The organism is Geodermatophilus sp. SYSU D00079 (assembly GCF_054050635.1).
The window spans coordinates 1-17,744 of sequence record NZ_JBJGZS010000043.1 but is presented as its reverse complement, the minus strand read 5'-3'; the positions used below and the strand labels follow the sequence as shown (position 1 = coordinate 17,744).

Annotated in this window: 17 protein-coding genes and 1 rRNA gene; 13 read left to right on the top strand and 5 right to left on the bottom strand. The window is 73.8% G+C overall.

Features of this window, described 5'->3' with window-relative positions; genetic code table 11:
• Positions 1–83, top strand: a 5S ribosomal RNA gene (gene rrf / locus ACI79E_RS21590); the annotation flags it as partial.
• A gap of 159 nt (positions 84–242) precedes the next feature.
• Here the strand turns inward: rrf and ACI79E_RS21585 are convergent.
• From ACI79E_RS21585 to ACI79E_RS21575, 3 genes are read right to left on the bottom strand one after another with little or no spacing between them, the layout of a single operon-like run.
• Positions 243–941 carry a hypothetical protein gene (locus ACI79E_RS21585; protein ID WP_456934632.1) on the bottom strand — a complete coding sequence of 233 codons (699 nt, stop codon included), beginning with the start codon at positions 939–941 and terminating at the stop codon, positions 243–245.
• Complete coding sequence (locus ACI79E_RS21580; RefSeq protein ID WP_456934631.1) at positions 938–1,852, bottom strand: ATP-binding cassette domain-containing protein; 915 nt, start codon at positions 1,850–1,852, stop codon at positions 938–940. The genes ACI79E_RS21585 and ACI79E_RS21580 overlap by 4 nt, the downstream gene beginning before the upstream one ends.
• Positions 1,849–2,211, bottom strand: a complete 363-nt coding sequence (locus ACI79E_RS21575; RefSeq protein ID WP_097209290.1) for a GntR family transcriptional regulator — start codon at positions 2,209–2,211, stop codon at positions 1,849–1,851. Before ACI79E_RS21575 ends, ACI79E_RS21580 begins: the two co-directional genes overlap by 4 nt.
• Positions 2,212–2,314: 103 nt before the next feature.
• Between ACI79E_RS21575 and ACI79E_RS21570 the strand changes: the two genes are divergently transcribed.
• The 5 genes from ACI79E_RS21570 (at position 2,315) to ACI79E_RS21550 (ending at position 8,051) form a co-directional block, all read left to right on the top strand.
• Positions 2,315–3,448 (top strand): epoxide hydrolase family protein, encoded by a 1,134-nt coding sequence (locus tag ACI79E_RS21570; protein ID WP_456934630.1) that lies wholly within the window; start codon positions 2,315–2,317, stop codon positions 3,446–3,448.
• A 7-nt stretch (positions 3,449–3,455) separates the two neighbouring features.
• Positions 3,456–4,772 (top strand): allantoinase AllB, encoded by a 1,317-nt coding sequence (allB, locus tag ACI79E_RS21565; protein WP_456934629.1) that lies wholly within the window; start codon positions 3,456–3,458, stop codon positions 4,770–4,772.
• Positions 4,773–4,816: 44 nt separating this feature from the next.
• Positions 4,817–5,932, top strand: a complete 1,116-nt coding sequence (gene alc / locus ACI79E_RS21560; RefSeq protein ID WP_456934628.1) for an allantoicase — start codon at positions 4,817–4,819, stop codon at positions 5,930–5,932.
• A 100-nt stretch (positions 5,933–6,032) separates the two neighbouring features.
• The gene (locus ACI79E_RS21555) at positions 6,033–7,628 is read left to right on the top strand and encodes a methyl-accepting chemotaxis protein (protein ID WP_456934627.1); all 1,596 of its coding nucleotides are present in this window, start codon (positions 6,033–6,035) and stop codon (positions 7,626–7,628) included.
• A gap of 120 nt (positions 7,629–7,748) precedes the next feature.
• Positions 7,749–8,051 (top strand): DUF4333 domain-containing protein, encoded by a 303-nt coding sequence (locus ACI79E_RS21550; protein ID WP_456934626.1) that lies wholly within the window; start codon positions 7,749–7,751, stop codon positions 8,049–8,051.
• Between the two features lie 30 nt (positions 8,052–8,081).
• Here ACI79E_RS21550 and ACI79E_RS21545 read toward each other — a convergent pair whose 3' ends face one another.
• Together ACI79E_RS21545 and ACI79E_RS21540 are read right to left on the bottom strand one after the other, a co-directional pair.
• Complete coding sequence (locus ACI79E_RS21545) at positions 8,082–8,744, bottom strand: GntR family transcriptional regulator (RefSeq protein WP_456934625.1); 663 nt, start codon at positions 8,742–8,744, stop codon at positions 8,082–8,084.
• 187 nt (positions 8,745–8,931) lie between these two features.
• On the bottom strand, positions 8,932–10,344 hold the full coding sequence (locus ACI79E_RS21540; protein ID WP_456934624.1) for a hypothetical protein: 1,413 nt from the start codon (positions 10,342–10,344) through the stop codon (positions 8,932–8,934).
• Between the two features lie 421 nt (positions 10,345–10,765).
• Between ACI79E_RS21540 and ACI79E_RS21535 the strand changes: the two genes are divergently transcribed.
• The 7 genes from ACI79E_RS21535 to ACI79E_RS21505 all read left to right on the top strand — a co-directional run bounded on the left by ACI79E_RS21535 (position 10,766) and on the right by ACI79E_RS21505 (position 17,559).
• Positions 10,766–11,494 (top strand): isochorismatase family protein, encoded by a 729-nt coding sequence (locus ACI79E_RS21535; protein ID WP_456934623.1) that lies wholly within the window; start codon positions 10,766–10,768, stop codon positions 11,492–11,494.
• On the top strand, positions 11,491–13,404 hold the full coding sequence (locus tag ACI79E_RS21530; protein ID WP_456934622.1) for a PEP-utilizing enzyme: 1,914 nt from the start codon (positions 11,491–11,493) through the stop codon (positions 13,402–13,404). Before ACI79E_RS21535 ends, ACI79E_RS21530 begins: the two co-directional genes overlap by 4 nt.
• Positions 13,401–14,501, top strand: coding sequence for a PEP/pyruvate-binding domain-containing protein (locus ACI79E_RS21525; protein ID WP_456934621.1), 1,101 nt, complete (start codon positions 13,401–13,403; stop codon positions 14,499–14,501). The genes ACI79E_RS21530 and ACI79E_RS21525 overlap by 4 nt, the downstream gene beginning before the upstream one ends.
• The gene (locus ACI79E_RS21520) at positions 14,498–15,361 is read left to right on the top strand and encodes an FAD binding domain-containing protein (protein ID WP_456934620.1); all 864 of its coding nucleotides are present in this window, start codon (positions 14,498–14,500) and stop codon (positions 15,359–15,361) included. Before ACI79E_RS21525 ends, ACI79E_RS21520 begins: the two co-directional genes overlap by 4 nt.
• An 88-nt stretch (positions 15,362–15,449) precedes the next feature.
• Positions 15,450–16,100 (top strand): CoxG family protein, encoded by a 651-nt coding sequence (locus ACI79E_RS21515; protein ID WP_456934619.1) that lies wholly within the window; start codon positions 15,450–15,452, stop codon positions 16,098–16,100.
• Positions 16,097–16,723: a hypothetical protein gene (locus ACI79E_RS21510; RefSeq protein ID WP_456934618.1), complete on the top strand. Its 627-nt coding sequence runs from the start codon at positions 16,097–16,099 to the stop codon at positions 16,721–16,723. The genes ACI79E_RS21515 and ACI79E_RS21510 overlap by 4 nt, the downstream gene beginning before the upstream one ends.
• Complete coding sequence (locus ACI79E_RS21505) at positions 16,720–17,559, top strand: alpha/beta fold hydrolase (RefSeq protein WP_456934617.1); 840 nt, start codon at positions 16,720–16,722, stop codon at positions 17,557–17,559. The genes ACI79E_RS21510 and ACI79E_RS21505 overlap by 4 nt, the downstream gene beginning before the upstream one ends.
• The last annotated feature ends 185 nt before the right edge of the window (positions 17,560–17,744 follow it).

Sequence of the window (17,744 nt, the reverse complement as noted above, 5' to 3'; positions counted from 1 at the left end):
TCATTCCGAACCCGGAAGCTAAGCCTCTCAGCGCCGATGGTACTGCCCTGGAGACGGGGTGGGAGAGTAGGACGCCGCCGGACAACCATTCCCGACAGGGCCCCAGCATCTGCTGGGGCCCTGTCGCATGTCCGGGACCATTCGAGTACGGACACCTGCGGCGCACCGGCAGGGAGTTCGGTTACCGCGACGGCATCGGCCCCGCTCCGTCACTGACGGAGCGGGGCCGGCGTGCCGTGCGGTCAGGGGACGACGCGGCGGATCCCCGCGAAGGACGCCGCCGCCACCACCGCGGCGATGGCAGCGGGGATGCCCAGCGTCAGGGTGAGGGCCGTCCGGTCGGTCAGCCAGGCCCACACGTCGCCCCAGGCGCTCAGCCCCGTCGTCAGGACGGCCAGGCCGCCGATCACGACGACGCTGGCCAGCAGCAGCGCCCACAACCCGTTGGGGCCCCAGAGCTTGAACACCACCCCGATCCCGATGCCGAGGAAGATCAGCGCCAGCATCGGGCCGCCGGAGTAGAGCACCTGCAGGGCGAAGTTGTCCGCCAGCAGCGGCGTCGGGACCCAGAAGTTGAGCCCCACGCCCCAGCCACCGGTGGCCTGGCCGATCTCGTTGAGGACGGCCAGCGCGATGCCGTACCCGACCGCCGAGACGACGCCGACCAGCGCGGTGCCGAGCCAGTAGGTGCGCCGGCTGAGGCTGATGCCCATCGCGAAGGGCAGCATCTGGGTCAGCGCCTGGACGAACACCACGCACACGGTGATGTAGAGCGCGGTGACCCCACCGGTGAGGTTGTTGGGGTCGTGTTCCGCCACGTCCGCGAGCGCCCAGATGGCCCAGTTGATGACGAAGCTGATCGTCCCGACCATCCACGGGACCCCGAGCGTGACCAGGGGGTTCTTCAAGTGCAGGCGGGCGGCGGCGAGGACACGGTTCACCGGGAGACCTCCTCGAGGTCGGCGGGGGCGGTCGGACGGTCCTGCGCCGTCCGCAGGCTCATGGCCACGACGAGTTGCTGGAGGCTGGTGGCCTGCCAGGAGAGGCCGGCCGCGGCGGCGTCCTCGGGTCCGGTCCCGGGGCGCAGCCGGACGACGGCGCGGCTGTGCCCGCCCAGCGACTCGGTGTGCAGGAGCTCGTGGCCGGCGGCGAACGCCTCCACCTTCGGCCGGGTGCCGGTGACGGTCAGGGCACTGCCCCGCAGCGACTCGGCGTCGGCGTCCAGCAGCACGCGGCCGCGGTCGATGAGCAGGACCCGCTCGAGCAGGCTGGCGATCTCCTCGATGAGGTGCGTGGACAGGACGACGGTGCGGGGGTTCTCGGCGTAGTCGGCGAGCAGCCGGTCGTAGAACAGCTGCCGGGCGACGGCGTCCAGACCCAGGTAGGGCTCGTCGAACAGGGTGACCGGCGCCCGCGAGGCGAGACCGATCACGATGCCGACCGCGGAGTTCATGCCGCGGGAGAGCTTCTTGATCATGCGCTTCGGCGGCAGGTCGAAGTCCCGCACGAGGGCGGCGGCGAGGTCGGCGTCCCAGTCCGGGAACAGCATCGCGGCGGAGTCCAGCGCATCCTGCACCCGGAAGTGGTCGGGGTAGCGCTGGCCCTCCTTGATGAAGCAGATCCCGCTCAGCACGGCGTCGTTCTCGTAGGGCGCGCCGCCCAGGACCTCGACGCGACCCCGTGTCGGCACGCGGTGCCCGGTCAGCAGCTGCATCAGCGTGGTCTTGCCGGCGCCGTTGCGGCCCAGCAGCCCGGTGATCGCGTCCTGCTCGAAGGCGGTGGTCACGCCGTCGAGGGCGGTGTGCTCCCGGAAGCGCATGGTGACGTCGGTGACGGTGGCCGCGGCGGTCATCGGGCGCCTCCCCAGCGGTCGATCATGGCCGTCAGCTCGCGGCTGGAGATGCCCAGCTTCTGTGCCTCGGTCATGAGGGGGCGGACGTACTGGTCGGCGAACTCGCTGCGCCGCCGCTTGAGCAGCTGCTCACGGGCGCCTGGGGCGACGAACATCCCCACTCCTCGTCTCTTGTAGAGGACCCCGTCGGCCACCAGCTGGTTGAGCCCCTTGGCGGCGGTGGCGGGGTTGATCCGGTGGAAGGCGGCCAGCTCGTTGGACGAGGGCGCCTGGCTCTCCTCGGGGAGGGAGCCGTCGACGATCGCGTTCTCGATCTGCTCGGCGACCTGCCGGAAGATCGGGCCGCCGTCCTCGTTCACGACGGTTCCCGGCCGGGGCCCCGTCGGTCCGTTGGTTCGTTACTCATGTAACGAACCATAGAACCGCTCGGTCGAGCGGCACAAGCCCCGTTACGGTGGCGCCGTGGACGACGCCCCCATCAGGCCCTTCGCCGTGGACGTGCCGGCCTCCGAGGTCGAGGAGCTCCGCCGCCGGTTGCACGCCACCCGCTGGCCGGAGCCGGCGACCGTCGACGACTGGTCGCAGGGCGTGCCGCTGGAGCGGTTGCGCGAGGTCTGCGGGTACTGGGCCGACGGCTACGACTGGCCGGCCCGGCAGGAGCGGCTCAACGCCGTCCCGCAGTTCGTCACCGAGATCGACGGGCTGCCGATCCACTTCCTCCACGTGCGGTCCCCGCACGACGGCGCGCTGCCCCTGCTGCTCACCCACGGCTGGCCGGGGTCGGTCGCGGAGTTCCTCGACGTCCTCGGGCCGCTCACCGACCCCGCGGACGGCGGGGACGCGTTCTCCGTCGTCGTCCCCTCGCTGCCGGGGTTCGGCTGGAGCGGCAAGCCCTCCACGCCGGGGTGGGGGCTGGAGCGCACCGCCGACGCGTGGGCCGAGCTCATGGGCCGGCTCGGGTACGCGCGCTTCGGCGCCCAGGGCGGCGACATCGGCTCCTTCGTCTCGGCCAACCTCGGCGCCCGTCACCCCGACCGCGTGGTCGGCATCCACCTGAACATGGTCGTCAGCGGGCCACCGGCCGGCCGCACCGAGTTCACCGAGCGCGAGCAGCGGGCCCTGGACCGGGAACGCCGCTTCCGCACCGAGGGGGCGGCCTACAACCAGCAGCAACGCACCCGCCCGCAGACCCTCGGCTACGGGCTCACCGACTCCCCGGCCGGCCAGTGCGCCTGGATCCTGGAGAAGTTCCACGCCTGGTCCGACTGCGACGGCGACCCGGTGGCGGCGCTGGGCGCCGACCGGATCCTCGACCACGTCAGCACCTACTGGTTCACCGCCTCGGCCACGTCGTCGGCGCGGATGTACTGGCAGATGGCGCAGTCGCCGTCCGGGCGGACGCCGGCGGTCGGCGTCCCGACCGGGGTGTCGCTGTTCCCGCACGAGATCTTCCAGCCGCCCCGCGAGTGGGTGCAGGAGCAGTTCACCGACCTGCGGCTGTGGCGCGAGCACGACCGCGGCGGCCACTTCGCCGCGATGGAGCAGCCCGACCTGCTCGTCGCCGACATCCGGGAGCTCTTCCGGCCGCTGCGGTGAGGACGGCGTGAGCCTCGTCGTCCGCGCGCGGCGCGTCGTCCTCCCCGACGGGGAGCGGGCCGCCGCGGTGCACACCGAGCAGGGGCGGATCGCCGCCGTCACGGCCTTCGACGACGCCCCGGCCGGCGCGGTGACCCTCGCCGACGACGAGGTGCTGCTGCCGGGCCTGGTCGACAGCCACGTGCACGTCGACGAGCCGGGCCGCACCGAGTGGGAGGGCTTCGCCAGCGCGTCGAGGGCCGCGGCCGCCGGGGGCGTCACCACGGTCGTCGACATGCCGCTGAACTGCGTGCCCCCGACGACCACGATCGAGGCGTTGCACGTGAAGCGGCAGGTCGCCCGGGGGCAGGTGGCCGTCGACGTCGCCTTCTGGGGCGGCGCGGTGCCGGGCAACCTCGACCAGCTGCGCCCGCTGCACGAGGCCGGCGTCGTCGGGTTCAAGTGCTTCCTGGTCGACTCCGGCGTGCCGGAGTTCCCCCCGCTGGACGACGCCGGGCTGCGGGCCGCCCTCGCCGAGCTCGCCGGCCTAGACGGGCTGCTCGTCGCGCACGCCGAGGACCCCGCCGTCATCGCGGCCGCACCCCCGCCCCGCGGCCCCAGCTACGCCGCCTTCCTCGCGTCGCGACCGGAGGCGGCGGAGGAGTCGGCCATCGCCGGGCTGGTGGCGGCGGCCCGCGACACGGGGGCGCGGGTGCACGTCGTCCACCTCGCCGACGCCGACGCGCTCCCGCTGCTGCGCCGCGCCCGCGCCGACGGTGTCCGCATCACGGTGGAGACCTGCCCGCACTACCTGACCTTCGCCGCCGAGGAGGTCCCCGAGGGCGCCACGGCGTTCAAGTGCTGCCCGCCGATCCGCGGGGCGCGGCACCGGGAGGCGCTGTGGGCGGCGCTCGCCGGCGGGGACGTCGACCTCGTCGTGAGTGACCACTCGCCGTGCCCGCCCGGGCTGAAGCAGCTCGGGACCGGCGACTTCGGGTCGGCCTGGGGCGGCATCGCCTCGCTGCAGGTCGGGCTGCCCGCGGTGTGGACCGGTGCCCGCGCGCGGGGGCTGACGCTGACGCAGGTCGCGGCGTGGACGTCCGCGGCGCCGGCGCGGCTGACCGGGCTGCGCCGCAAGGGGGCGATCGCGGTCGGGCGCGACGCGGACCTGGTGGCGTTCGCCCCTGACGAGGTCGCCACCGTCGGGGCGCTGCTGCACCGGCACCCGGTCACGCCCTACGCCGGCCGGCGGCTGACCGGCGTCGTGCGCCGGACCTGGCTGCGCGGGCAGCCGGCCGACGGCGCACCGGTCGGCCGGCTGCTCGTCCGGGACGCCGTCCCGTGAGCGGTGGTGCGACAGTGACCCCGCCCGGACCGCGAGGGAGCGCCATGAGGGACTGGACCCGCCTGCCCGACCTGGCCGGCCGTGCGCTCGGCGGTGCCGTCGTCGCCGCCAGCGACGAGTTCTTCGCGGCCAAGGAGAACCTCGTGCTGCCGCACCCGCCGGTGCCCCGCACGGAGTTCGGCCCCCGCGGCAAGGAGTACGACGGCTGGGAGACCCGCCGGCGACGCACGCCGGGAGCCGACTGGGCCGTCGTCCGGCTGGGCGCGCCCGGGGTGGTGGCGGCCGTCGTCGTCGACACCGCCTTCTTCACCGGCAACTCGCCCTCGCGGGCGTCGGTGGACGGCGCCGCGGTGGAGGGGCACCCCACCGTGGCCGAGCTCGACCGGGCGGACTGGCGGCCGCTGCTGCCCCCGTCGGAGCTCGAGGGCGACACCGCCAACGTCTTCCCCGTCGACTCCGACCGGCGCCTCACCCACGTGCGGCTCACCATCCACCCGGACGGCGGTGTCGCCCGGCTGCGGGTGCACGGCACCGTGCTGCCCGACCCGCGGCTGCTCGACGCCGGCCCCGTCGACCTGGCCGCGGAGGAGTGCGGAGCCCGCGTGACCGCGGTGAGCGACGAGTTCTACGGCCGCCCGCACCAGCTGATCGCCCCCGGCCCGGCCCGCTCCATGGCCGAGGGCTGGGAGACCCGCCGGCGCCGCGGCGAGGGCAACGACTGGGTCGAGCTCGCGCTGGCCTGCGAGGGCGTGGGAACCCTCGCCGAGCTGGACACCACCTGGTTCCTGGGCAACGCGCCCGGCTCGGCGTCGCTCACCGGCAGCGGTCCGCAAGGCGAGGTCGTCGTCCTGCCCCGGACCCGGCTGCAGCCCGACACCCGGCACCGGTTCGTCCTCGCGGGCGGGCCGGCGGTCGACCGGGTGCGGCTGGACGTCTTCCCCGACGGCGGGATGGCGCGGCTGCGGCTGTGGGGGCGGCCCACCGCCGCGGGGCGGTCCGCGCTCGGCCGGCGGTGGTTCGAGGCGCTGCCCGACGTCCAGGCGCTCGAGGTGCTGCAGGCGGCCGGCGTCCCCCCGGCGGAGGCCGGCCGGCTGGTCGGTCGCCGCCCGCTCGGGGACGACCTCCCCGCGGCGGTGACCCGGCTGGTGCTGGGGGCCTGACGATGTGGTCTGGGTCATCCTCCGGCCGCTCCGCTTGATCCGGACGATGGCGTGCCGATGACCGAGCGTCGTCCCCCGTCTCGTCGATGGAGCCCCCTCGGTGTCCCTGACCCCCTCGTTCCTGCGGCGCAGCGTCCGCACCAAGCTCGTCGCCGCCTTCCTGGGCGTCGCGGCGGTCATGGTGACCCTCGGGCTGATCAACGTCGCGCAGATGTCGTCCATCCACCGCCAGGTGGAGGACCTCGCCGCCCGGGACGTCCGCCCGCTGGCCGACCTGCAGAAACTGACCGACGACTTCCAGGCCTACTCGGTGCACGGCCTGGTCGCCGCGCTGGGCGCCGTGCAGGGCCAGCCCGACATCGCGCAGATGCAGAGCGGCCTCCAGGAGGACTCCCGGGTGGCCACCGACGCCGACATCGCGGCGCTGCTCGCGCACACCCCGGCCGAGCTGCAGGACCACGCGGAGCTGCTCGCCGACGACTGGGAGGACATGGCGACCAAGGACGCCGCCTACCGCGCCGCCACCGCGGCCCACGACCCGAACGCGCAGGCCCTGGGGGACGCCGCCACCGCCGCCTACCTCCAGTTCCAGGCCGACGTCTCCGACATGAAGGACGCCCTGGTCGCGGACGAGCAGGTCAGCCGGGCCAAGATCGGTGACAGCTTCGGTACCGCGCGGGCCTGGCTCCTGGCGCTCCTGGCCCTCGGCACGGTGCTGGCCCTCGGGCTCGGCATCGCGCTGGCCCGCGACATCCGGCGCCGGATCGTGCCGGTCCGCGAGGCGGCCGACGCCCTGGCCCGCGGCGACCTGTCGCACGCGATCGCCGTCGACACCGAGGACGAGCTGGGCCAGCTGGGCGGCGCGCTCTCCCAGGGCGTGAGCCGGATCCGCGAGATGGTCGCCGGTGTCGCGACCTCGGCCGGCTCGATGACCACGCTGGTCGGCGACCTCACCCGGGCGACCGCGGGCGTGGTCGACGCCTCCCGCACCGGCGCGGTGCACGCCCAGTCGGTGTCCGGCACCGCCGCCGCCGTGTCCGGCAACGTCGGCCAGGTGGCCACCGGCTCGGCCGAGATGAGCGCCTCGATCCGGGAGATCTCCCGGTCGGCCCAGGAGGCCGCCGGCGTGGCCGAGGACGCCGTCCGCATCGTGGCCAGCACCAACGACACGCTCACCCAGCTGGGCAGCTCGTCGGCCGAGATCGGCAACGTCATCAAGGTCATCACCGGCATCGCCGAGCAGACCAACCTGCTGGCCCTCAACGCCACGATCGAGGCGGCGCGGGCCGGGGAGGCCGGCAAGGGCTTCGCCGTCGTCGCCAACGAGGTCAAGGAGCTGGCCCAGGAGACGGCCAAGGCCACCGAGGACGTCTCCCAGCGCATCCAGGCCATCCAGGCCGACTCCGGTCAGGCGGTGCGCGCGATCGGCCGGATCGGTGAGACCGTCGGCCAGATCAACGCCCTCCAGACGACGATCGCCGCCGCCGTCGAGCAGCAGACCGCCGCGGCCGCCGAGATCGACCGCAACATCGGCGTGGCCGCGCAGGGCAGCGAGGACATCGCCCGCGGCGCGGAGGCCGTGGCCGGGGCGTCGGAGACCAGCGCCGGCCGGATCGAGGAGTCCCGGGTGCTGGCCGAGCAGCTGGCCGGCGAGGCCTCCGAGCTGCAGCAGCGGGTCGCCCGGTTCACCCTCTGACCGCTGCGGCGACGACGGCCCCCGCGGGGTCGGGTGCGATCCACCCGACCCCGCGGGGGCCGTTCCCGTTCCGGGACTAGGGTCAGGTGATCTTCCGAGCGCCGTCCCCAGGAGAGCACCGTGCACCGTCCCGGCCGTCGTCCGGCCCTGCTCCTCGCCGTCCCGGCGCTGACCCTCGGACTGACCGCGTGCAGCTCGGCCATCGAGCAGGGGGAGCTGGAGAACCAGGTGGCCAGCGCGATCGAGGCCGAGTTCGGCGTCGCCCCCGACGTCTCCTGCCCCGGCGACCTGGAGGCGGAGGTGGACGCGACCACGCAGTGCACCGCCACCGACCCGGACACCGACGAGGAGATCGAGCTGAAGATCACCGTCACCTCCGTCGAGGACGGCACCGCGCAGTTCGACATCGAGACCGTCGAGTGACCCGCTGAGCGCGTCGCTCGCCCCGCGGGGTCAGCCGACGGGACCGCGCTCCGGGTCGTGGAACTGCTCCAGCGCGAACCGGCTGGAGGAGGCCACGTGCTCGCGCATGAGGCGTTCCGCGGCGTCGGCGTCCCCGTCGCGCAGGGCGTCGAGGATGGCCCGGTGCTCGTCGATCGCCGCGGCGGCGCGGGCCGACGGGTAGGCGTAGTTGGAGCGGTAGCTGACGGTGAACGCCAGCACCTGCCCCATGATCGTGTGCAGCAGCCGGCTGCCGGTGGCCTCGCTGATCAGCGTGTGGAAGGTCAGGTCGGCCAGGGCCTGCTCCGGTGCGGTGCCCCCGGAGGCGGTGATCCGCTCCAGCTTGGCGTGGGCGTCCTCGAGGGCGTCGAGGTCCTGCCGGGTGCGGGTCTGCGCGGCCTCGCGGGCCGCGTAGGACTCCAGGACGCCGCGCAGCGAGTAGATCTGCACGATGTCGTGGGCGGTGATCGTGCGCACCGACGCACCCCTGTTGGGGGTCAGCTCGACCAGGCCCTCGCTCTGCAGGGTGAACAGCGCCTCGCGGACCGGCGTCCGGCTGACCCCCAGCTGCTCGGCGATCAGCCGCTCGGGCAGCGGCTCGCCGGGCTTGAGCTGGCCCGAGAAGATCTCGGTGCGCAGGATCCGGGCCACGCCCTCGCTGGTGCGCTGGGACATCGGGACCAGACCACGTCCCAAGGGCTGCATCCTGCGCTCCGTCCCCGGGGGCCCGGATCTGCGGGCCCCTCGTTGCACCTGGCTCCGGGGAGGATACGGGTCACCGGCGTCGCACCCGCCGTTCCGCGGCCCGTCGTCCCCCGACGGGGGCGCTCCCGACGCGATCGGGAGCGCCCCCGCGCGCAGATCAGACCGGCAACCCCCCGGTCGGGGTGCTCTCCGGCGCCGGCCGCGACGCCGGGAGGGCCGGCGACGCCGGGTCCAGGTCGTCGGCGAAGTTGGTCACGCCCCACTGGGCGGCGTCCAGGCCGACCAGCTCGGTCTCCTCGTCGACCCGCAGGCCGCCGAAGCGCTCGAAGAACAGGCACATGAGCAGTGCCGGCACGCCGGCGACGAGCATCGTGGCGACGACGCCGGCGAGCTGCCACCACGGGGTGATCTCGCCGACGCCCACGGCGTACCGGCCCTCGAGGCCGATGTAGCCGCCGGTGGGGGTGCCCCACTCGAGGAAGCCGGTCAGGAGTGCGCCGACCACGCCCGGGCCGAGGGCCAGCGGGACGACCTTGGGGTCGTCGATGTGCAGCTTCCGCAGCACCGCGGCCGTGCCCAGGGCGACCAGCGGGCCCAGCGCCCCGACCAGCAGGCAGGCCCACGCCGAGCCGATGTCGAACAGCGTGCCCCCCATGACGACGCCGGCGATGGGACCGAGCAGCGCCCAGGACGACTCGCGCCGCAGGTAGGCCAGCAGCAGGCCGACGACGGCCCCGCCGAGCACCCCGGCGAACAGGTTGACGATGACGATGCCCAGGCCGCTCTCGGTGAAGGAGATGCCGAAGAAGCCGACGTCGGGGACGATGTAGCCGCTGCCGATGGTGATGAACGGCAGGGCGAACAGGATCAGCAGCACACCGACGCCGACGAACGCGGCGTTGTGCGAGGCCGGCCGCGCGCCGCTCGGGTGCGGGCGGAAGGCCCCGAGCCGCGGGCCCACCCGCCAGGCCAGGACCAGCACGAACGTGCCCGCGGTGATGTAGAGCGGGAAGATCCCGTCGAAGTCGTGGGTGCCCCTCAGGGTCAGCGGGGACAGCGAGCCCCAGCACAGGTAGCCCACCAGCGGCGAGAGCACGGCGCCGACGACGAAGGACATCACGTACAGCGGCAGCGGCTTGATCCGCTCGACGACGCCGGTGTGGATCAGCGCCATCGTCGCCATCGTGAACGTCACGAAGAAGACCAGGAAGATCTGCAGGACGTCGGCCTCCGGCAGGGCGGCCGGGTCGATGTGGCGGGAGGCGGTGTTGGTGAACGCGCCGCCGAGCCACCAGTCCTGCACCGCCTGCCAGAACGGCTGCGGGACGCCGAAGGCCTGGTTGAACTGCCACTGCCAGATCGGGTAACCGATGAGCAGGGTGCCCAGACCGCCGACCATCGCGGCGCCGATCTTCTGGACGGTCGTGTCGAGGACGTTGCGGCGGCGGACGAGGCCCTTGTCGATGAAGACCAGGCCGGCGACCACGAGCAGCACGGCCACGGCGCCGAGCGTGTAGATGAACGTGGACATGATCCAGTTCGTGGACGCCTGTTCGGGGAACTGTTCCATTCCGACTCCTGTGCAGGGGTGGGAGCCGTGCGCGCAGGGCAGCGCGACGGCGTGTGCGGGATGGTGCTGACCCGTCCGGAAGCGGCGCTGGGACCGGCGGAGCGGTGCGGCCCGACCCCCTGCAGGAGCGGCGCGGGGATCGATTGAGGCGGGAACGTATACCGGTATGCCAGGCCCGACAAGACCTCCCGGCCGGTTCCGGTGCGACCGGCTCCGTGGCCCGTACCAGCGCTGTTACACCTGATGTCGGCGCTGTTACATCTGCGCCGGGGGCTTCCGTCGGGGGTGGTCGACGGTGGAGGCTGAGCCTGGACCTGTGACGGGGGTTGCACCGCTGCGCGTGGTTGGTATACACGTATGCCACAGCTTCGGTGGTGCAGACCACACCACCCCGTCGCCTCGACACCCGGAGAGGACCGCTGTGGAACCCAGCGCCACGACCCGCGTCTACGAACGGGCCGGCTTCGGCCGGCCGGTGCGCCGCGGTACGCGGCCGGTCGTGGTCGTCGTCGACTACACCTACGGCTTCACCGACCCCCAGTACCCGACGGCGGCGGACATGACCGGCCCGGTCACCGCCACCGCTCGCCTGCTCGACGCCGCCCGGACCGCCGGGGTGCCGGTCGTCTTCACGGCCATCGCCTACGACCCGGCGCAGGTCGCCTCACTCGCGTGGCTGCAGAAGGCGACCGGCATGGCCGCCCTGGTGGCCGGCAGTCGGCTGGTCGAGGTCGACGCCCGCCTCGCCCCTCGGCCGGACGAGCACCTGGTGGTCAAGACCGGGGCGTCTGCGTTCTTCGGTACCGCCCTGGCCGCGCACCTCGCCTCCCTCGGGGCCGACACGGTCGTCGTCACGGGCGCGACCACCAGCGGCTGCGTCCGCGCCACCGTCGTCGACGCCGTCCAGTCCGGCTATCCGGTGCTGGTCCCCCGCGAGTGCGTGGCCGACCGGGCGGCCGGTCCGCACGAGGCCAGCCTGTTCGACATCCAGGAGAAGTACGGCGACGTCGTCCCGCTCGACGACGTCCTCGGTTACCTCGGGACCCTGCCGGCCGAGCCGGCTCCGGTCCCGCGTACGGCACCGCGGCCGGGCCCGCCCGCGCCGGAGCACCTGTCCACGACCCTCTCCCAGGCGGAGGCGCCCGCATGACGCTCACCAGTTCCAGCCCCTCGACCGACGCCCTGCCCGAGCCGCGACCGGGATCGGCGCCCGAGGCCCCCGCCCAGGCGATCCCCGGCCAGCGCTTCGCCAGCCCGTTCGCGGTGCAGACCCCGGCCGGCGCCGAGGGCTGGGAGAGCATGTACCCGTACTACGCGCTGCTCAGCGACGAGCGCCGGGAGTTCGAGGACGGCAAGTTCTGGTTCTTCGACGGGATGCACAACCCGGAGCCGCTGTACCCGTTCGACACGATCATGACCGAGAACTGGTGGGTCGCGGCCAGCCAGATGTCCACCCGTGTGTGGCCGGTCCCGCCGGCCGGGGGGATCGACCACCGGATCATCAACGGCTACCTCTACATCAGCCCGAACGCCGTCACCGACCCCGAGGAGGTCGCCCGGCGGGCGGAGGACTTCGCGGTCCGGGCAGGCCACTACTACGAGAACTGGGACGAGATCTACGAGCAGTGGGTCGCCAAGGCCACCGGCTGCATCGAGCGCCTCAAGGCGATCCGGTTCGCGCCGCTGCCGGAGATGGAGCCGCTGGACAGCGTGCTCGAGCACCGGGGCACCTACTCCACCTACGACCTGCTCACCAGCTACGGCGAGCTGATCCACAACCTGTTCGAGATGGGCTCCTACCACTTCGAGATGCTCAACCTCGGGTACGGCGCCTACCTCACCTTCCGGGAGTTCTGCCAGGCCGCGTTCCCGGGCATCACCGACCAGACCATCGCCAGCATGGTGTCGGGCATCGACATCCTGCTGTTCCGTCCCGACGACGAGGTGCGCGGGCTGGCCCGGCTGGCCGTGGAACTGGGGCTCGCCGACGTCGTCCTCGGCCACGACGACCCCGACGCGACGCTGGCGGCGATCGCGGCCCACCCGAACGGCGCGCGGTGGACCGCGGCGTTCGAGGAGGCCAAGGACCCGTGGTTCTGGTTCTCGACCGGCGCCGGCTACACCCACAGCGACCGGGCGTGGATCGACGACCTGCGGCTGCCCTTCAGCGCACTGCGGGGCTACATCCAGGCGCTGCAGGCCGGTGAGGAGATCCGGCGTCCGCTGGACGAGATCCTCGCCGAGCGGGTCCGGGTGACCGCGGAGTACCGGACCTACCTGCCCACCGACGAGGACCGGGAGTCCTTCGACGGGCTGGTCGAGCTGGCCCGGCAGGTCTTCCCGTTCGTCGAGAACCACAACTTCTACGTGGAGCACTGGCACCACTCGCTGTTCTGGTCGAAGGTGCGCGAGCTCGGCGACGTCTTCGTCGCCCACGGATTCCTCGACGACCGCGAGGACCTGTTCTACCTGCACCGCAACGAGATCTACTCGGCGCTCTACGACCTCAACATCGGCTGGGCGACCGGCACGGAGGCCCGCGGCGTCACCTACTGGCGCCCCGAGGTCGAGCGCCGCAAGCGCATCCGCGAGGTGCTCAAGGCCAACCCGCCGCTGCCCGCGCTCGGCGTGCCGCCGGAGTTCATCACCGAGCCCCTGACCGTGATGCTCTGGGGCATCACCCAGGAGTCGGTCCAGGAGTGGCTGGGCACCGAGGGCCAGGACCCGAACGAGCTGCGTGGGGTCGCCGCCTCCGCCGGCAGGGTCACCGGCCGTGCCCGCGTGATCATCGACCCGGAGCAGCTGCACGAGGTGGAGGACGGCGACATCCTCGTCTGCCGGATCACCGCACCCAGCTGGGCGCCGGTCTTCTCGCGGCTGTCGGCCGCCGTCTCCGACGTCGGCGGGATCATGGCCCACACCGCCATCGTCTGCCGCGAGTACGGCCTGCCGGCGGTCGTCGGCACCGGCTTCGCCACCACCACCATCCGCACCGGCCAGCTGGTCGAGGTCGACGGCGACACCGGCGTCGTCCGGGTCCTGGAGGACGAGTCCGCATGAGCACCACCACCACCGCTCCCTTCGTCCTCTGGATCGACGACCCGGCCGCCAACGGCAACCGCCAGCTCGGCGGCAAGTTCGGCAGCCTCGCCGAGATGACCGCCGCCGGCTTCGCCGTCCCGCCCGGCTTCGGCATCACCACCGCCGCCTACCGGCACTTCCTGGCGTCCGCCGGCCTCGCCGAGCGGGCCCGCGAGGTGCGCGCCGGCGCCCGCGGCGCGGACCTGGCCCAGGTGCAGGCGATCAGCGCGGAGTTCACCGCCGCCATCGAGGCCGCTGCGCTGCCGGCCGACCTGGAGGCGGAGATCCGGGCCGCGTACGCCGAGCTCGAGCGGCGCACCGGCCAGGTCGAGCTGCCCGTGGCGGTGCGCTCCAGCGGCGAGTCCGAGGACCTCGCCGGTGCCAGCTTCGCCGGGCAGTACGACACGTTCCTGTGGATCCGCGGCGTCGAGGACCTGCTCCGCCACGTCCGCCGCTGCTGGGCCGGCATGTTCGGGACCGCGGTCCTGACCTACCGGCCCGACGCCGACCCGGACGCCGTCCTGGCCGACCAGGGCATCTGCGTGGGCGTCCAGCAGATGGTCGAGGCGCGCTCGGCGGGGGTCATGTTCACCCTAGACCCGGTCAGCGGCGATCGCTCCAAGGTGGTCATCGAGGGCTGCTGGGGCCTCGGGGAGGGCGTGGTCAGCGGCGGCATCACCCCCAGCCGCTACGTCGTCGACAAGGTCACCTTCGAGGTCGTGCGGCGGGAGGTGGTCCGGCAGGAGGAGCAGTACAGCGTCGATCCGGCCACCTCCGCGGTGGGGCTCGTGCCGGTCCCCACCGACCGCTGTGACGCGGCGTGCCTGGAGGACGCGCAGATCGACGCACTGGCCCAGCTCGCCAAGCGGATCGAGCGGCACCGCGGCGCCCCGCAGGACATCGAGTGGGCCGTCAGCGAGGCCGGTGACGTGCACGTGCTGCAGGTCCGCCCCGAGACGGTGTGGAGCGCCCGCGCGGCCGCGCCGCTGGTCACGGAGAAGAAGTCGGCGGTCAACCACGTGCTCGCCCGGTTCGCCGGGGTGGGCGTCGCCCAGGGGAGGGGACGGACCTCGTGAAGGCCGCAGCCTTCGCCTACCACCGGCCGGCCACGGTGGCCGAGGCCGTGGCCCGGCTGGGGGAGTACGACGGCACCGCCCGGGTGCTGGCCGGGGGCCAGAGCCTGGTCCCCATGCTGAACATGCGGCTGTGGCGGCCGGCCGCGATCGTCGACATCAACGAGGTCGACGACCTGGACGACGTGCGCGTCGACGGCGAGCGGACCGTGCTGGGGGCGCTGGTGCGCTACTCGACACTGGAGCGCTCGGAGCTGGTCGCCGAGCGGCTGCCCCTGCTGCCCCGGATCGTGCGGCACATCGGCGACCGGCAGGTGCGCAACCGGGGCACGGTCGGCGGGGCCCTGGTGCAGGGCGACCCGACCGGGGAGTTCCCGCTGGCCGCCCTCGTGCTCGGCGCGGTGGTGACCGCGACCGGACCGCGCGGCACCCGCCGGATCCCGGTGTCGGAGCTCTACGTCGGCTCCTACGCCACCGCGCTGGAGCTCGACGAGCTGGTCACCGAGGTCGAGTTCCCGCGGTCACCCCGGCACGCCGCGTTCGCGGAGCTGTGCCGCAAGCACAACGACTTCGCCGTCGTCAGCGTGGTGGCCACCGGCGACCGTGACGACGACGGACGGTGGCGCGGCGTCCGGATCGCCCTCGGCGGGGTGGCCGACACGCCGGTCCTCGCCACCGCCGCCGCGGCGGCGGTGGAGGGCACCGCGCTCGACGACGCCGCCGTCGCCGCGGCCGCGGCCGCCGCGCTGGAGGTCGCCGACCCACCGTCCGACGTGCGCGCCTCCGCGGAGTACCGCCGCCACCTCGTGCCGGCGTACGTGCGGCGCGTGCTCACCGAGCTGCGCACCGGCGCCGCCACCTGACCCCACGGACGGTCCCGCCGTCCGTCCCCGTTCCCCGCGTCCCCGGGCGCCGGGGAGACACCCCGCCCGGTGCGGGAGGAGAGGAACCATGAAGCTGCGTGAGGAGTTCGAGGTCGCCCGGCCGGTGGCCTCGGTGTGGGAGTTCTTCGAGCGGCCCGAGGCCGTCGCCGGGTGCGTGCCCGGGGTCGAGGAGCTGACCGTCGTCACCCCCGACGACATCGACGTCCGGCTGACCCAGAGCGTGGGCCCGATGACGGCGACGTTCGCGGCGAAGGTGACCATCGTCGAGCGCGTGCCGGAGAAGCTCATCGGCTTCACGGCCACCGGCAAGAGCGTCCGGGGCGCGATGGGCAACGTGCGCGCCACCGTCTCGGTCCAGCTGGAGCCGGCCGGCGACGCCACCCTGGTGATGGTCGAGGGCGACGTCGCGCTCGCCGGAGCGCTCGGCAGCGTCGGCCAGAAGGTGGTCGCCAAGCAGGCCGGCAAGGTGACCGCGCAGTTCGCCCGCAACCTCGAGGCCGCGCTGGGCGGGGCCGCCCAGCCGGCCACCGGTCGCCCGGCCGGAACGGCGGCGGGCACCGCGGATGCCGCCCGCCCCGCGCTGCGGGCCCTGCCCCCGGTGACCGAGCGGGTGCCGGCCGGCGACCCCTGGTCGAAGGTGGCCGCGGCGCTCTCGGCGGTGTCGGTGGTCCTCAGCATCGTGGGGCTGCGGCGCAGCCGGCGGCGGGGCCGGCGATGACCGCCTCCCCGTCGGTCACGACGTCGGTCCCCATGCCCTGGACGGCCCCCGTGGTGCCCCTGGAGACCGAGGTCGAGGCGCTCGCCGCCGAGTGGGTGCGCCCCTACGACCAGGCCGAGCACCTGATGCGGGCGCGGGACTGGCTGGTGCACCTCAACCCGGCCGCGACCGTGGAGATGCGCCTGGCGGCCATGACCCACGACATCGAGCGGATGTTCCCCGGCGGCCCGAAGCTCGACCACGCCGTCCAGGTCTGGGACGACCCCTTCTACCTCTACCCGCACTCGCTGCGCTCCGCGGAGTCGGTCGGTGTCTGGCTGGGCAGCATCGGCCCGGCCGCCGCACAGGTCCAGCTGCGGGAGGTGCGCCGGCTGGTCGGGCTGCACGAGGTGGGCGGACTGCGCGGCGCCGACGACGTCCAGGCCGGGGACTCGCTCTCCTTCCTGGAGACCCTCGCCGGGCTGACCTGCGACTGGGTGCTGTCAGGGGCGTGCTCCCGGGCCAAGGCCGAGGAGAAGCTCCGGTACATGGCCGACCGGGTGCGGCTGCCCGCCGCGGCCGAGCTGGCCGCCCCGTGGCTGGAGTGGGCGGTCGACCAGCTGCCGGCGGAGGTGCGCCCGTGACGACCGTCGAGATCCGCGGGGAGTCCGCGTACGTCGAGGCCAACGGCCTGCGGCACCACGTGCTGCGGTACGGGCAGCCCGGTGCCCGGGACCTGCTCCTGCTGCCCGGGATCACCAGCCCGGCCGCGACCGCCGACTTCCTGGCGGTGCTCCTCGCGGACCTGGGGTTCCGGGTGACGGTGCCCGACGTCCGCGGGCGCGGGGAGAGCGACCGGGCCCCGGCCGGCGCCCACCGGCTGACCGACTACGCCGCGGACGTCGCTGGGCTGGTGGAGGCGCTGCAGCTGCGCTCACCGGTCGTCGTCGGGCACTCCATGGGCGCCCGGATCGCCGCCGCCTGGGCGGTGCTGCACCAGCCGGCCGACCACGGGCTGCTGGTGCTGGTCGACCCGCCGACGTCCGGCCCCGGTCGCGGCCCGTACCCCACCTCCCGCGAGGCCTTCCTCGAGCAGCTGCACGAGGCCCAGCGCGGTACCGACGCCGCCGGCGTCCGCCGCTTCTACCCGCGGTGGCCCGAGCGCGAGCTGCAGCTGCGGGCAGAGGTGCTCGCCTCCTGCGACGAGACCGCCGTGCTCGAGACCCACGAGGGCTTCGAGACCGAGGACTTCTTCGACTACTGGGCCCGGCTCACGCCGCCGGTGGTCCTGGTGCGCGGCGGGGACAGCCCGGTCGTCCCGCTCCCGGCCGTCGCCGACCTGCGGCGGGCCCGGCCCGACATCGAGATCGTGACGGTCCCCGGCGCCGGCCACATGGTGCCGTGGGACGCCCTGCCCGGCTTCCTCGACGCCGTCCGTCCGTACCTGCTCGCACACACCGCCCCCCTGTCCCCGGCCTGAGTCAGGAGAGACCCATGGACCAGAACCTGTTCAACTCCATCTGCCTGGAGCAGCTGAAGCTGTCGGCGGTGCACGAGGGCGAGACCGTGGCGGTCCTGTCCCGCGGCGCCGAGCGCCCGGAGTACGCCGATGCGTTCCTGTGGGCCGCCCAGCAGCTGGGCGCAGCCACCTACCACATGCGGCTG